The following is a 15,461-nucleotide window of genomic DNA, read 5'->3' on the forward strand; positions in this document are numbered from 1 at the left end:
GAATGCTAAATACCAACGATCAAGAAAATGTGCTCAAGTCCAGCCAGACCGCGAATCTTTTAGTGCAAAACTTGCGCGACCTGGTGAAATCGGGCAATCCTCTGTTGGCTGAAATGGCCTTTGAAATCTTGCAGCAGGCCGTTCAGATCGAGCAGCGATTGAAACGGATCGAGTCGATTACCCGCCTGGAAGAAAAGACAGAATGAGGCCGTGGCATTTAGGAAATACGACTGTCCGCAGCCCTTTCCGGTTGCGTGATGGTCTGGTGGCGCTGTCCACGTCATCGCTGCAAGGCAACTTGCGAGGACAAGAACAGGAAATCGCTTTGCGCCGTTTACTAGGCGAGCACGGCATTGTTGAACTTGGCGAAGATGAAACCTACAGTGTTGGGCGCAAGTGGCGCTCTGCCCTGAATAAGCTGGGTTTTCTTTATCCAGAAGTGCCGCCCGCCTCTGGTATTCCACAAAGCGAAATCGGCCCCATCGACATGATTACGCCGAACGGCTGGCGGCTGATTCGTGCCGATACTGTGCCCGCGATGCAGGAGTGTTTTTTGCGGGCGCTGGCCGCGCATTACATCCCTTCCGCATTGGAACGGAAGTTCGATTTTGCAGTATTCTCACCGCTACGGCATACGCTGGCCATCATGCTTGAGCTGGAAAAGCAAACCGGGGAAAGCCGTCTCAATTTTGTTGAAATGGCGATTGTTGTGCAGCTCACCAGCAACGACGAATCACTGGCTGACATCGTTGCTCAGGTGTTGGCATTGCGTGCGCGGCGACTTGCGTCCCCAAACAAACGCAAGTTCGACCGACAGGAGCGCGAAGCAGCCGCAATGCTGCACGGATACGCCGCAGGCACATTCAATGACTATGCCGATACTAATTTACGCTACCTCAAAGCGACAGGGCTTGTGCAAAGCAAGGGGCGTGGCCTTTCTCTGGTGCCGGAGAAGCACGTTTTCGTTGAGAAGCTGATTCAGGATACCGGGATTCCCGACTCTGACCGCTCTTATTTCATCACCTTGTGCAACGGTGCAAAGCTGCCGACTGACAATAAGGATTCAGCACTGGCCGTGCTGGATGACCTATTACAGCAGCTTGAAAAGCGCGGCATTCCATTTGACGCGACAGGCAAGCCGACGGACACCCCGGCAGATATAGCGATCATTCGTCACCAGATCGAGGGGATTTTGTCAGAGCGGAACGAAGAAGAATATGCAACTCGGCAAGCGGCAGACTGGGAAGAAATCGCCGCATACATGGAACTCATCATTACCAGAAAAGGTAAAAAGACCCTCTCAAATGGCGAGGACATCGAAGTGCCACAGGCCGAAGCACCTGCCTATTTCGAGTGGGTTCTATGGCGTGCCTTCCTTGCCATCAACAGCTTGGAAAACAAGCCGTATGAGGCAAGGCGCTTTAAGATTGATCAAGACTTTTTGCCCGTTGGCACAGCGCCGGGGAATGGACCTGACTTGATCTTTGAGTTTCACGATTTTGTGATCGTGGTTGAAGTAACCTTGACCGACAATTCGCGGCAGGAAGCCGCCGAGGGTGAGCCAGTGCGCCGTCATGTGGCGGATCTTGTTTCCCACTATGGGATGAAATCTGGCAAGCCTGTGTATGGGCTATTCATTGCAAATCGCATAGACTCCAACACCGCCGAGACATTCAGAATTGGCGTATGGTTTACGCGGACGGATGACAAGATGCGGCTGGACATTATTCCGGTGACACTTGTACAGTTTAAGGCATTTTTTGAAGCCTTGTTCACATCTGGTCGCATTGAAGCTGGCTTAATTCGTGAGCTGCTCGACCTGTGCGGTGACTTGCGGCCAGCACATGAAGCGCCTGCATGGAAAGGCGAAATTGATCTAGCCATCAACCGACATATTGCCGCATTGCTCCAATGACGATCGTGTATCCAATCTCAAAAAAAGGGGAGATGCCATGCAGCTTTCAGCCGTAATTCTTGAAAATTTTCGTGGATACAAACACAACACTCGTGTCGAGATTGGAGATTTGACCACCTTTATCGGAAAAAACGATGCGGGTAAGTCAACCGTACTTGAAGCACTTGAAATATTCTTCAACGATAGCAAGCCAGATCGTGGAGACGCATGCGTACACGGTGCAAATACTATCGTCCGCATAGGCTGCGCCTTTTCTAGCCTGCCTCACTCAATCGTGCTTGATGCTGCGGCTGAAACTTCGCTTGCAGACGAGTATCTACTTAATAAAAATGGTGAGCTGGAACTAATTAAAGAGTGGGACTGCTCAGCCAAAACCCCGAAGGAATCTGTATTTTCATCCGCTTGGCATCCAGATAACGCCGACGCCTCAGACCTCCTCACACTCAAAAATGCTGACCTTAAAAGCCGAATAAAAAAACTAGCGATACCAGAAGCAGATATCAATCTTACGATCAATGGAAGCATGCGACAGGCCATTCGTGACGCGTGCCAACCACTGTCATTCGCACTGAAAATGATTCCTTTGGACAAAGAAGATGCGAAGAAAATTTGGGATCAAATTAAACCACAGCTTCCTATGTATGCGCTTTTTCGATCTGACCGCCCAAGCCAGGATGGTGACGAAGAGGTACAAAACCCACTCAAATTTGCCATCACCCAAGCTCTAAAAGAACTGGAACCAGACCTAAAGAAAATAGAAGAAGCCGTTCGCCAACGGGCAGAAGATGTAGCCAACCGCACGTTGGCCAAGTTGCACGAAATGGATAGCCGTCTAGCCAGCGAACTCAAACCATTCTTCAAAACAGATCCAAAGTGGGACGTTTTCAAATTTGGGTTGGTAGGCGACAATGACATTCCTGTAAACAAGCGTGGCAGCGGGGTTCGACGACTTATTTTATTGAACTTCTTCCGAGCAGAAGCAGAACGCCGACGCACCGAAAAGGGGGCGTTAAGCGTCATCTATGCAATTGAAGAGCCTGAAACCTCGCAACACCCGGATAATCAAAGACTACTTGTTCAAGCTCTCAAGGAATTGGCAACAGATACCAATACGCAGGTTCTAGTTACATCCCATACGCCTGGACTCGCTGGACTTCTTCCAAGTGATAGCCTGCGTTATGTTTTCAAGGACGATGAAGGCTGCGCAGCAGTAAAAGCATGTGCTGATGATGATTTGACCACGATTGCTAATGAACTCGGTGTATTGCCCGATCGTCGGGTTCAAGCATTAATTTTCGTAGAGGGAACAAATGACGTTGAGTTCTTTGAACGCATAAGTTCTGTACTCAAACCGCAAATTCCCAGCGTGGTAGACTTACTTGGCGACAATCGAATAGCACTTGTCCCATTGGGCGGTGGCTCTCTAAAGCAATGGGTTGCCAAGCATTATCTCAGAAATCTGAATCTTCCTGAAATCCATATTTATGACCGAGATGATACTAATCCACCAAAATATCAGCCCGAATGCGACACAGTGAATTCCCGTACAGATGGATCATGGGCGGTCATCACCAGTAAACGTGAAATCGAGAACTACTTACATACTGACGCGATTATGGAAAGCTTGAACGTTAATATTAATTTTGGGGACATGTGTGATGTGCCCTTGCTGGTGGCTGAGGAAATTCACAATACTTCAGGCAGCCCCAAAGCATGGAATGATGTTCTGACCAATCAGAAAGAGTTGGCAGACAAGATAAATCGCGCCAAAAAACGACTGAATCGTGACGCAACTTCCAAAATGACATATGCACGTCTACAGCAGAGCGATCCTGCTGGCGATGTTATTGGATGGCTGACGAAAATACACACCATGCTTACGTGAGCTGTTGGTATTGTTGGGCACCGAGGTACATGTTTTATTTCTAGTTCGGTCTCCTCGCTAAATCTTCCGCTGTCGAGTGGTAGTAACGCAGAGCATACGCGAGTCTGTGCCCCATGATCTTTGCCAGCTCATACATGGGGGGAGATCAAGGCTAGACGGGGAGGCAGCGCCCTCGCCGTCATCGGGCGCATTTTTAGAGTCATCGCCAGTATCTTTCAGAGCTTAAAGTACAGCCCCAGCACGAGAGGACAAAAGGCACATCCGTAGGTGCTGCCATTCTTCTATGCATTCAATTTTAACAAGTCACTCCATGAATGCGCATTACTCTTTACTCTTTCTGCCACCCATTTTCAGTTTTAACAAAATCTATTTTGCCTGTGGTCACAACTTTATCACCTGCCTTCATTGATAATTGTTTTGTGGTTGGCGTTCCTTCACCAAAATCAACAAACTTTTTAGTGGCTTCGTCATACAGAGCATTGAATGGTTTTTTTGCCTCAACTTCGGCTTCGTAATAAATAATATATGCAGATTCTCCACCAAAAGAAGACTGTCTCCCATTAACTTTCTTGAAACTATCCATTTTCAAATATGGTGAGCTTGCATATTTGTCTTCAAGTGTCTTTTTAGCCAATGCCTCGCTAGGAATGTCGTCCCCGCAACCAGCTAAAGTAAGCGTCACCAGCGCAGCCAAAATAACTGCTATTCGTTTTTTTATCATCACCCCACTAAACTCCCTTATCCGATCAAAAAATTCAATTACACGCGCATTGCCATACAACTTGTTCAAAAACTTCTCGAAATCCGAGACGCTGCATTGTCATCCGAAGACTCGTTTGTTCAGCGACTTTTTCATCAAAGAGGCTATCAAACACCCATTTTAGATGATGCAAGCTTCCTCACCAGCACCTTCAAGGATTGCTGTCTACGCCAGCCGCAGCCGTTTAAAATCATTCTACTCAATGCTCATTTCTGCACGTACCCTTCTATACCCGTTACTTTCTTGTTTTTTCTGTCACCAAAGACAAAAACCCCAGAAAAGATTTTTTTTATAATCAAAATAACCGTCACCAAACATCCGAACACCATAATCCATCCTAACGCATGAATGTAACTGGGTACTTGACTATCCGGGTTTGCCATAATGCCGCCAATGATTAGCAGCACAAAAAAACCAACAAATTCTTCAATTGTCTTTTTAAAAGATTTTTGCGCAGTCTCAAACTCTTTTTTTTGCTTGGTCACTTCAGCATCAAGCCGCTCCAGTTCAGCAACGCTCATATTGGCGATGATTCGCTCTTTCCTTTGCCTGACCTCCCTAGCTTTTTGCTGTAAAAATGCCTGGTCTTCCTGGCTGCGATAGTGGTGATAAAGCGCTCCTGCCTCATCGTCGCCATTGCCCACCCCCTCTAGAAAAGCATTTTGGTCCATTTTTCAACTCCTAAAAATATCAACATACGCAACGTTAAAACATTTTCACTTGCTGGTTATCGCGATGTCAATCCCTTTCATACAGCCCAAAATTTCGCATCTGTTACATATACATTAACCAAAGTTTTTGGTTGTCATTATCAAACTTCACCCGAAAGGAGAATCATCATGAGCGTTAATGTACTTATCAAAAAACGTGACCAGCTAAATCAAAAAATTGCCGAATTCCAGAAATCAGAAAAACGCAAAATCACCGTCGCCGACATTGCACAAAAGGCAGGAATTCTAAACCTGCCAGATGAGCTTCTGAAAGTAGCATTTCAACAAATTGCGCTATCTCACAAAAACGGTGAATTTGAGATTGTCACTCAATCACAAAACCTCAATTCTGAAATATCCCAAGGTGATCAATCATGATTAAAGTTGATCACGTACATAACTTAAAACTGAACATTAAAATTTTAGCCTGGCTGATTTTTATCGGATATTGCGCAGGTACATTTATTGGTTTTAAGATCGAAGCCTATAAGCATAATTTCAACTTTGACCTGTTCTCTGCATCGTTGTTTTTTTATTTGCCAGTGGATGCGAATTTGACTTATTGGCTTGCGCAACATTTACCAGATTCAATACATGCTGCATTGGTAAATTTCAATCTTCACCTAATCGCGGATTATCAATTTGAGCATCAGCTCATATTCATAATTTACCCACTCGTGACTATCATCATTTTTACGTTTGCGTTTTTAACAGCATCGAGAAATAGAGCAGCCAGCAACATCAAAACCTAAATCAGGTCGTTCCGTTTCACTACACTTTCCCGCTTCCCTAAAAACCATAGGGAAGCAGGCACACATTACGCATGTGTATGCAAACCAATCAAACCCGCGCCAGCCCTGAACCGTAACCCGTCCGCACCCATAGCGTAAAACCGTCCGCACAACCAACAAAACTCAGCCCGTAAGTCCGATTTTACATTAGTCCGCTGGCGCGGACAAAGCCATACCAAACAATCGCCAAATTTCGCACCCCATCCATATAGGTTATCTGGTTAATTTTGACCAGTTTTCAAAATATGGAGGTTTAGAAATGAGTGAAAGACTATCAATCCGATTGCAAAAAGACGAGCTAGACCAGCTCAAGAATTTGGCAAATTCAAGCGGGTTACCACTATCAACATTTACAAAAATGATGCTGGTTTCGTCATTGCAAAATCAAAAAAATGATGAGAATTTTGCTATGCAAATGATCATAAATCGAGAGCTTTTCAGGCTGGCCGCAACGAGTATTCACATGCTTTATAAACTTTCGCCAGCAGATAAACGCGCAGAGATTTTAGACAAAGCGAAGCAAGATGCCATGAATCAGGCATCAACTTTCTTTGATGGTGACCGCACAGAAAACCAATCAGAAATCAGCGAATAGCTAATCAAATTTTGCATAATCAAGGAGCAAATAAAATGTTTGAATCCATCTACACAATAATTTTTGTCATTGCTGTTTTGTCATTAATCGCCGCACGGATTTATATCTATTCGGCAGATAATATGAAATTCAAATTATTCATTATCCCGACAGTTGCAAGTCTGGTTTTCAGCATTAACCCGGCAAACCACGATGCATTTTTTAGCAGCTGGCTTGGTTACTTTGCAGCCGTATTTATCATCATGAGCGTTTGGGAATTCGCCATAAAAGAGCATATTGCAAGTTGGCTGGATGCCGCGGATAGCGATCCCAATCATGTGCGTGGTTCGTCAATCTCCAGTCATAGCAAAGTGATAAAACAAATGCGCAAAGCGGGTGTGACGGCGGATTTAAGTCTCGCTGGCGTGCCAGTCCCAGACAATCTGGAACCCTATCATTTCCTGTTCGCAGGAGCGACAGGTACGGGTAAATCAGTTGCTTTCATAGAAATGCTGGACAAAATCAAAGCGCGATCCAATCCAACAGAAAAAGTGATTTGTGTGGATTCTGGCGGCGGATTTTACAGCCGATACGCTAACAACTTAACTGACCCTATCCTGTTCAATCCGTTTGATGCGCGTTCAGTCAGTTGGTCACCATTCGCTGAAATGCGCTACCCGTGGGATGCCGACAGCATGGCTAAATCCATCATCCCTGATATGCAAGGGGAAGCGGGGCAGTTCAGTGGGTACGCTCAAACCTTCCTGTCAGTCGTTTTGCTGAGGCTGTTTGAATCTGGACACGCCACCAACACCGACCTGTTCCATTATGTTTGTGTATCCACTATTGAAGACCTGCGGATATTAGCGGCAGGTACACCCGCCGCGCCACTCATGGCCGAAGGCAATGAACGGATGTTCGGAAGTGTTCGAGCCATTGCCGCCAGTGCAATACAGCCCTTTAACTACCTGCCGCCGCAGGCAGGGCGCGAAGCCTTTAGCTTCCGCCGATATGCTGAAAGCGAGGGCAACCAGTGGGTGTTTCTTACTTTCCGTGACGACCAGCTTCAATCATTAAAGCCCATCATTTCAGCAATTCTGGACGTTGTGAGCAAAGTTGTATTATCGCAAGACCCAGATCCAGCCCGCCGCACCTGGCTAATGATTGACGAGTGCGCCAGCCTCAATAAAATCGGATCGCTTGCTGACTTCCTGACCAAAGCCAGAAAATCAGGCGGGTGTGCTGTAATCGGTTTGCAGAACATTGACCAGTTTAGAGAAAACTACGGGCATCAAACGGCTAACGTATTGGTATCGTGTTTATCCAGTTGGCTGATTTTGCGGGTAATGGACGGGGAAACTGCAGAATATATGTCCAAAACACTTGGTGACCAGGAAGTTTGGCGCACGAGTGAAGGCAAAAGCCATGCAACCGGACTTGAGTTTGAGGACAAAACATCCGAAAACACCAGCATCCAACGCCAGCGCACCATATTGCCCAGCCAAATACAGAACTTGCCAGAGCGTGAGGGCTATCTGGTGTTAGGCGGCGCTTACGATATTGTCAAAATTTCGCTAGGCATACCCGCCGCATTGCCAGACCCAGCGCCACGCTTTGAGCCTGTAGCGTACATCCCGCAAGCCCAGCCCGCGCAACAACAGGAAGAAGCGCCAGCCACAGTCAGTAATTCATGCCTGCCTTTTGACCTGCCCGAAGACGACGATACCCCTCAAGTTTAACCATCATGCCCGCCGAAAATAGCGGGCATCTTCACCGCTCAAATTTCGCATCCCGTACATATAGGGTAAGGCGATTTGCCTTGTCAACAGATCAGGAGTTCGCAAAATGGAAAATTACGATAACGGCGTATTGCAAATGTTACCAACCTTGGCTTTCTTTTTCGGCACGTTTGCATTTGTAGGCTGGCTAATGGGCTTGTAACCCAACCACACCATCAATCACATCAAAAGGAGTGTCACAAATGTTCAAAATCGAATTACCAGACTACATGCCCACCAAAAATGAATGGGGCGCGAACAAGAAAACAGCCCTGTTTGTTGTCAAATTCGGTGCTAAATTAACCTTGCAAGTCGCGCTATTACTGGCGTTTTTCCCGCTTTACATGTTGAAGTATTTTTTGCTTTTAATCTCGAAAAGGTAATCAAATGCGTCCAGATCGTCCGTTTTGCCAGAACTGCACCGACATCATTTACGTCGCCATTATTGTGGGGTTAGTTGTCGGTGCAATCATCAAGATTGCTGATTTTTTCGGCTTTATCAAGTGAATGGCATGTCAATGGCGAAAGCAGAAGCCGCACGCGGAGCGCAACGCAGTGAGCACCGAACGGGTGAGCATTTCGGCGTAGCGCACCATTGACAGGACAGTAACGGCCTAAGCTCAGGCAAGGGGTGGGGTTGGTGTTTAACCCCGCCCCCTGCCTATCGGCGAGATTGGGGTTTGGGGCAACGCCCCAAGGTGTTCATGCAATCATGATACCCGATAGTTGCCCCCGATACCCCGATAGTCGCACCAATCTTACGCCGCCATATTTCGCATGGGTTCCATATAGGTTAAGCACTTTTGCTTATAACCAAAAGGAACATGCACCATGCAAACCCTACCCACCCCAGCAACCCCAGCCAAGCACGCTACACGCCTCGCCAAAGCAAAGGCAATACTGCTAACACTCTGGTCAGTCATCAATGTGCTATCTATCGCGCTGATTCTGTTTGTCTTCGTCTTCTGGCTAATCATCATGTTCGCCCCTGCTGACTGGTTGCCTGCCGCATTTACCGTCATTCACTAAATCAATTCAGACTAGACAAGGAATTCGCCATGATTAGTTGCACCCATTTCAAATCCGCCAAAGTCGCAGCAGGTTACTTAACAAAAGAACAGAACGGCACGCAGCCAGACAAAGCGCGAGGTGAGTATTACGCCGACGACCAGGTTAGATCAGCATGGGGGGGCGAAGGCGCAGCCCTTGCAGGGTATGAGCTTGACGGCAGTGTATCCGCTGCCGATCTGCATAAAGTCCTGTCTGGTCAATTCCGCGAACCTGCAAACAACAACACAGAACGGCAGCTAGGCAGGATAGATGCAGAAGGCAAGACAGACCACCGCGCAGGCATGGACTTTACCTTTAGCGCACCCAAATCTATCTCAATCGCCGCCGAAATCTACGACAGCACAGGCATCCGTGCCGCTCACGAAGCCGCCGTAAACGCGGCCATGGACTATCTGGAATCAACCTGCGCACAAACCCGCGCCAACGGGCAAATGGTGCAAACTCAAAATCTTGTGTATGCCAAGTTTGAGCACAGCCTGACCCGCGAGCTTGATCCCAGCACGCACACCCATGTTGCCATTGCAAATGTCACCTACCACAATGGCAAGGCTTACAGCTTATCCAACGAAGAGCTATTGAATAACCGCGCAACCGCAGACCAGATATACAAAAACGAATTGGCGGCAGAGCTGCAAATGCGCGGCTATCAGATTGAATTCGACAAGTACGGTAATCCTGAGTTAATGGGTATCACCGCCGAACAACGTGCAGAATTCAGCAACCGCAGCCAGCAAATCGACGATTACCTTAAAGCCAAAGGCATAGACCCAGACCGGGCAACCAACAAGCAGCGCGAGGTTGCCTGTCTGGCGACCCGTGCCGCCAAATCGGCACCGGAATCCGCTGCGCAACAGCGGACGCAATGGCTGGAACGCGCAGCAAATATCAACCTGAAAGAGCCGTTACCCCGTATCAGCCAAGCGCAGGCATATACACTGAACGCGGGCAAGGAAGCCGTTGCTTCTTCAATTGCGCACCTTGCAGAACGCGAAGCCGCATTCAGCCAAAAAGAGATTTATGCCAACGCTGCTAAATTCAGCGAGGGGCGGGCAACTTATAGCCAGATACGCGCAGCGATGATCAAGGCAGAGCGCAGCGGCGAGCTTATCCGCCGCGATGACGGCAAGCTAACCACCCTTGCAGCAACGGCCTCAGAACAAGCCCTGGCCGCACGCCTTGAAGCTGGCAAAGACGCGCATCAAGCCGTGATGACGCCGCAGGCATTCGACAAGGCGTTGGCTAACTTTGAGCGTGACAAAGGCTTTGCCCTCACCGAAGAACAGCGGGCAGCCGCCAGCATGATATTAACGGGCAAGGATGCACATGCTGGCGTGCAAGGCTTGGCAGGTACAGGCAAAACCACCATGCTGGAATTTGTGCGCGTAGCCGCAGAAAGCCAAGGCTGGACAGTAACCGGCTTTTCCAATGGCGCAAACCAAGCTCAAAAGATGCAGCAGGAAAGCGGCATCCAGACCACCACAACCGCCAGCTACCTGCTATCGCAAGACAAGGCACAACGTGACCAGCAACGCGCCGCCGCAGCCCTCAAAACCTTTGAGGCAGGCATCAAACCCAATCTGGCAAAACTGGAAGAACAGGTGAGCAATGGCGAAGCCGTCAAAGAGTATGACAGCGCGGGCAATGCCTACATCATCGACAAAGCAAGCAACACCCATGCACTTGCCTTGCACGCCACCAGCAACAGCACCACGAGCCGCAACATCAACCATCTAGGCTTGACTCAGAGCAAATACCAGATTGTTAACAGCAAGGGGCTGGCGGGTATCGTGGGCATGACCACCGTTATTAAAACGGGCGGCAGCTTGAAGAATGAAGCCGCAGGCGCATTGAAAGACAGCATCAAATCCCACCATATTGCCGCACGCTTGACCCGCACCATCATTAGCAAAGCCGAGGGCTGGAAATCCGCAGGCACGCTGGAAAGTGCAGCAGCACGCATCAAGATAGCCGTTGAAAACCGTACAGCGCACGTCAACGCACTAGCAGACCTCAAGCAACAAGCTGAAATCAAGCCCAGCCGCGAATTACGCATCATGGACGAAGCATCCATGAGCGGGCAGAAAGAATTTGCCAACGTAGCGCAAGCGGCAGACGGCGCAGGCGCAAAGCAGATTTATCTGGGTGACAAGCTCCAACATCAATCCGTTGAAGCAGGAACAGCCTTTGAGCAAGCCCAGAAGTACATGCCTGTATCTAACCTGGAACAGATTAGCCGCCAAAAAACCGACCACGCAAAAGCTACCGTCAAGCACATACTGGACAACAAGCACGCAGTGGCAATCCGCAGCTTACCCACTCACCAAGTCCAGAGCGAGCAAACTAAAGTCAAAGCCCAATATCAGCAAAAGATTGAGCACATAGAAGCCAAGAAATCAGTAGGAGAGAAGCTGAACGACCGCGACAAATCAACGCTCAGAATGTACAAGGACGATCTGAAACAAGCCGCGCAGAAAGATAACGTGACCGTCATCAAAAACCTTGCCAAAGATTACGCCGCCTTATCACCCAAAGAGCGCGCTGAAACCATTATTGTGACTGCCACCAACGCCGACCGCGCCAGCATCAATACGGAAATTCGCGACCAGCTCAAAGCCAAGGGCGAAATCAAGGACAGCCGCACTATGCAAGTGCTGGAGCGCAAAGACATGACCGCAGAACAAGCCAAACGCGCAGTCAACTACCAGCAGGGCGACATTGTTAAATTCGGCAACGCTTACAAAAATCTAGGTTTGGAGCGTGGCGAACTGGTAACAGTATTAAAGACTGATACGCGCACCAACACAATTACCGCCATGACCAACAGGGGAAGCACTGTGACTTATCAACCCGACCGCCACCAAGCCCAAGCCTATCAAGCTAAAGAGCGAGAACTAGGTATAGGCGACAAGATTAAATTTGCGGAAAACAACCGTGATTTTGACGTTAAAAACGGGCAAAGCGCGACCATAGAACGAATCGAAAGCGCAAGCCTGAGGGTCAGGCTGGAAGACGGCAAGACCAAAACCATCGACATGAGCAAGTACAAGCATATCGACCACGCCTACGCCTCAACCAGCCAAGCCGCACAAGGGCAGACAGTGAACAGGACAATGATTCATCACAACACCGAAGCGGGCAAGCACGGGCAACGTGAGACCTATGTAAATGCTACCCGCGCACGTATGGACACCAAACTATATACGCAGGATAAAGCCAAAGCAGCAGAACAGGCTGGCGTGCGAATAGATAAAACTTTCGCCATATCTGCCACTGTGCCCGTGCCACAACCCACACCAGAAACCAAGCAGCCAGAACCCGACAAAACGAGAAGCCGTGACAACGATTACAGCCTTTAATGCACTTTAAACCCACTTACCCGCTTCGCCAGCGGGTTTTTTTCGCATGGGTGATACCGATACATCAAGCCACTAAAAATAATCGCTCAAATTTCGCCTGAGCAATCCGCTTGTTTCTTACTGTGCCATTTTTCGCGCCAAATTTCGCATCGTGTCCATATAGGGTAAGGCGATTTGCCTTGCTACCCTATAAAGGACTTTTATCATGGCTTTTCCATTTTTGATGTTGGTTTTTCCATTGGCTTTGGCTGCAAAGGTTGCACAAGAACCACCAACCGCCACAGACCTTGGCGGCGCGGCTAACGCGCCAGTCGTATGCCAAACCACCACAATCAAAAAAGAGGACTTCACCACCTTGCGCGATTTTGCTGTATCGCAATCCATCAAAGTGCCTGATGTTCAAATTCCAGCTACTGCATATCTAACCGCAAGTATGTACACACCAGCAGTAGGCTTGCTTGCAATTCCAAGCTTTGCAGTTGATGCACTCAATCCATTCGGCTGGGCGACCATGCTACAGATGAAAGGCGATGGTGCAGGCTTGAAATGGACGGTCAACGATACCACCACCAATCACAAGATTGGCTTGCGCGTCCTCGGTGACACCAATGTTGATGGTCAACAGTTTGTGAATGTAAACACATGCAAGCTGGCGAACTAACCCAATTACGCGCCTATACAGCTCGCCCGAAAGGGCGGGTTGTATATCAGTCTGACATCGAGGCTGAGAACCACGCAAGCGTGTATCTGATTCACGCCTCTGGCGAAGAAGAGCTGATTTTTACAGGCTTGAGACGCAGGGCTGAGCTGGTAGAGCATGAAGCGCGATTGGCGCAGAAAGCGGCGGATAACACCAAGTCCCCTATTGTATTTTTAATTTCGGAGTATAAAAAATGATTCGTGCATATCAAACAACCACAGACACAAACACAAACACAAACGCAGAGTTTGTCATCGACCCATTACCACCTAAAGCCAGCAAAAAACGGACATGGACAATCGCAATAGTTGTTGCAGTCATTGCCGGCGCGGCAGCATTAATGGGCTATTCGTTTTGTGGAGATCGTTCTGAGACAGATGATGGCGTAGTGACAAAGCTAGAGCCTAACCTAGCCGTCATCACAAGAGCAGATGGCAAGAAAATCACATGGCCGAATACAGAAGATGGCACGGGTGAGCAGCTCAAAATAGGTGACAAAGTGATAGTTTTTATAACCAACCATAGTTGGATGTTTGTTGGCAAAAAACTACCCCAATAGAAAACACACAAGGAGTAACCACAATGAACACACTAAAAAAATCATTCGCGGTTTTGGCATTGCTGACCGCAACCTCACTAACCGCAGGATGCGCAGGCACTTATGGCACAAACGGCGTAGGCAGCGGTGACTATAGCAGCCAGCAGGCGCGACAAGCGCAGCAGGTGGAGACTGGCACTGTGGTCAGCTTCCGTTATATCACCATCAATACCAGCACGGCCACAAGTGCGGGTGTTGGTACTGGCGTAGGTGCGCTATTAGGTGGCGTGCTAGGCTCTCAGGTAGGCAGCGGTAACGGCAAAACCATTGCAAGCGCACTAGGTGCAGTTGGTGGTGGTTTAGCGGGCAATGCCACAGAACACCAGATCAGCAATCAGCGCGGGATTGAAATCACGGTACGCATGGGCAGCGGACAGCTAAAAGCGATTAGCCAAGCTGTTGACGGTGAGACTTTCCGAGTGGGTGACCGTGTGCAGGTAATTGGCAGCATGTGGGGCGGTGTGGCGCGGGTGACGCATTAACAGCAAAATTTCGCAGCTAGTACATATAGGGTAAGGCGATTTGCCTTACCCATCTATAAGGAGATACAAAATGGAAAACATAGAAAACGCAATTACCGATTACATCACAAAGAAAAAAATCGCATTGAATTTGACTGCCGACCTGGTTAAATCAATCGTTCCAGACTCATTGAAGGAGGGAACGGAAAACCACTGGATTCATGCTGCGCAAAATTTTTTGGAGTATGTGATCGAGTATCTTCAAGGCGCTGGTCAGTTGACCGCTGGAGAGTTGAAACGTTTTGCGCTTGAGGCAGCACCGAAATCAATGAAAGGGTGCATTCCAGACCAGTACACAATGGATGAGAGGTATCTTGCAAGCATTCGCGCAATCATCTCAAGCAACAATCTGCTGTAATACACAATCTACCCGCCAACCCTATGCAAAGAATGGTTTGGCGGTTTTTTAAGCCCATTCAGCCCGCCATAAATGACGGGCTTGTTTCTTGTGCAGGTGAACTGATTTAGTATATTAATAACATATGATTTGTTTAGTATATTATTAGTATAGTAATTAACCGTGCTGGACTCAAAATTAATGAACGGCATATGGCGACATATTGCAAAAATCCGCAAAATGTCACCACCAAACGTTAAGCAGGCATGGTCAGCATATCTTAATACCCCCAAGAAATGCCGACCACCAAGAACAAAGACCTTGGGGCGTTGCCCCAAACCCCAATCTCGCCGATAGGCAGGGGGCGGGGTTAAACATCAACCCCACCCCTTTGCCTGAGCTTAGGCCGTTACTGTCCTGTCAATGGTGCGCTACGCCGAAATGCTCACCCGTTCGGTGCTCACT

17 protein-coding genes are annotated in these 15,461 nt (G+C 48.3%); 15 read left to right on the forward strand and 2 right to left on the reverse strand.

What is annotated here, in order from left to right; all coding sequences use genetic code 11:
• Nucleotides 1–2 precede the first annotated feature (2 nt).
• Genes EJE49_RS05340 through EJE49_RS05350 form a run of 3 tightly spaced genes read left to right on the forward strand, consistent with a single transcriptional unit; the run spans nt 3 to nt 3,800 of the window.
• The gene (locus EJE49_RS05340; RefSeq protein ID WP_124949382.1) at nt 3–206 is read left to right on the forward strand and encodes a hypothetical protein; all 204 of its coding nucleotides are present in this window, start codon (nt 3–5) and stop codon (nt 204–206) included.
• Nucleotides 203–1,915 (forward strand): AlwI family type II restriction endonuclease, encoded by a 1,713-nt coding sequence (locus tag EJE49_RS05345; RefSeq protein WP_124949383.1) that lies wholly within the window; start codon nt 203–205, stop codon nt 1,913–1,915. The genes EJE49_RS05340 and EJE49_RS05345 overlap by 4 nt, the downstream gene beginning before the upstream one ends.
• Before the next feature lie 37 nt (nt 1,916–1,952).
• Complete coding sequence (locus tag EJE49_RS05350; protein WP_124949384.1) at nt 1,953–3,800, forward strand: ATP-binding protein; 1,848 nt, start codon at nt 1,953–1,955, stop codon at nt 3,798–3,800.
• Nucleotides 3,801–4,128: 328 nt separating this feature from the next.
• Here the strand turns inward: EJE49_RS05350 and EJE49_RS05355 are convergent, their stop codons facing one another.
• Both EJE49_RS05355 and EJE49_RS05360 read right to left on the reverse strand, forming a co-directional pair.
• Complete coding sequence (locus EJE49_RS05355) at nt 4,129–4,590, reverse strand: hypothetical protein (RefSeq protein WP_189941718.1); 462 nt, start codon at nt 4,588–4,590, stop codon at nt 4,129–4,131.
• 176 nt (nt 4,591–4,766) lie between these two features.
• Entirely contained in the window at nt 4,767–5,231 is a 465-nt protein-coding gene (locus EJE49_RS05360) for a hypothetical protein (protein ID WP_124949386.1), read from the reverse strand.
• Nucleotides 5,232–5,399: 168 nt separating this feature from the next.
• Between EJE49_RS05360 and EJE49_RS05365 the strand changes: the two genes are divergently transcribed.
• From EJE49_RS05365 to EJE49_RS05420, 12 genes are all read left to right on the forward strand, one after another.
• Nucleotides 5,400–5,648 carry a hypothetical protein gene (locus tag EJE49_RS05365; protein ID WP_124949387.1) on the forward strand — a complete coding sequence of 83 codons (249 nt, stop codon included), beginning with the start codon at nt 5,400–5,402 and terminating at the stop codon, nt 5,646–5,648.
• Complete coding sequence (locus EJE49_RS05370; RefSeq protein WP_124949388.1) at nt 5,645–6,022, forward strand: hypothetical protein; 378 nt, start codon at nt 5,645–5,647, stop codon at nt 6,020–6,022. Before EJE49_RS05365 ends, EJE49_RS05370 begins: the two co-directional genes overlap by 4 nt.
• 298 nt (nt 6,023–6,320) lie before the next feature.
• Entirely contained in the window at nt 6,321–6,656 is a 336-nt protein-coding gene (locus EJE49_RS05375; protein WP_124949389.1) for a hypothetical protein, read from the forward strand.
• Between the two features lie 35 nt (nt 6,657–6,691).
• Nucleotides 6,692–8,374 (forward strand): type IV secretion system DNA-binding domain-containing protein, encoded by a 1,683-nt coding sequence (locus tag EJE49_RS05380; RefSeq protein WP_124949390.1) that lies wholly within the window; start codon nt 6,692–6,694, stop codon nt 8,372–8,374.
• A gap of 242 nt (nt 8,375–8,616) precedes the next feature.
• A complete protein-coding gene (locus EJE49_RS05385; RefSeq protein ID WP_124949391.1) occupies nt 8,617–8,796 on the forward strand; it encodes a hypothetical protein in 180 nt (59 codons plus the stop codon).
• Nucleotides 8,797–9,244: 448 nt separating this feature from the next.
• A complete protein-coding gene (locus tag EJE49_RS05390) occupies nt 9,245–9,442 on the forward strand; it encodes a hypothetical protein (RefSeq protein WP_124949392.1) in 198 nt (65 codons plus the stop codon).
• Nucleotides 9,443–9,471: 29 nt separating this feature from the next.
• Nucleotides 9,472–12,840 (forward strand): MobF family relaxase, encoded by a 3,369-nt coding sequence (gene mobF / locus EJE49_RS05395; RefSeq protein WP_124949393.1) that lies wholly within the window; start codon nt 9,472–9,474, stop codon nt 12,838–12,840.
• A 205-nt stretch (nt 12,841–13,045) separates the two neighbouring features.
• Entirely contained in the window at nt 13,046–13,501 is a 456-nt protein-coding gene (locus tag EJE49_RS05400) for a hypothetical protein (RefSeq protein ID WP_124949394.1), read from the forward strand.
• Nucleotides 13,483–13,737 carry a hypothetical protein gene (locus tag EJE49_RS05405; RefSeq protein ID WP_124949395.1) on the forward strand — a complete coding sequence of 85 codons (255 nt, stop codon included), beginning with the start codon at nt 13,483–13,485 and terminating at the stop codon, nt 13,735–13,737. The genes EJE49_RS05400 and EJE49_RS05405 overlap by 19 nt, the downstream gene beginning before the upstream one ends.
• Entirely contained in the window at nt 13,734–14,099 is a 366-nt protein-coding gene (locus EJE49_RS05410; protein WP_124949396.1) for a hypothetical protein, read from the forward strand. Before EJE49_RS05405 ends, EJE49_RS05410 begins: the two co-directional genes overlap by 4 nt.
• A gap of 23 nt (nt 14,100–14,122) precedes the next feature.
• Nucleotides 14,123–14,620, forward strand: a complete 498-nt coding sequence (locus tag EJE49_RS05415) for an outer membrane lipoprotein (protein WP_124949397.1) — start codon at nt 14,123–14,125, stop codon at nt 14,618–14,620.
• 70 nt (nt 14,621–14,690) lie between these two features.
• Nucleotides 14,691–15,017, forward strand: a complete 327-nt coding sequence (locus tag EJE49_RS05420; RefSeq protein WP_124949398.1) for a hypothetical protein — start codon at nt 14,691–14,693, stop codon at nt 15,015–15,017.
• Nucleotides 15,018–15,461 lie beyond the last annotated feature (444 nt).

Source organism: Sulfuriferula thiophila, from assembly GCF_003864975.1.
Lineage (GTDB): Bacteria > Pseudomonadota > Gammaproteobacteria > Burkholderiales > Sulfuriferulaceae > Sulfuriferula > Sulfuriferula thiophila.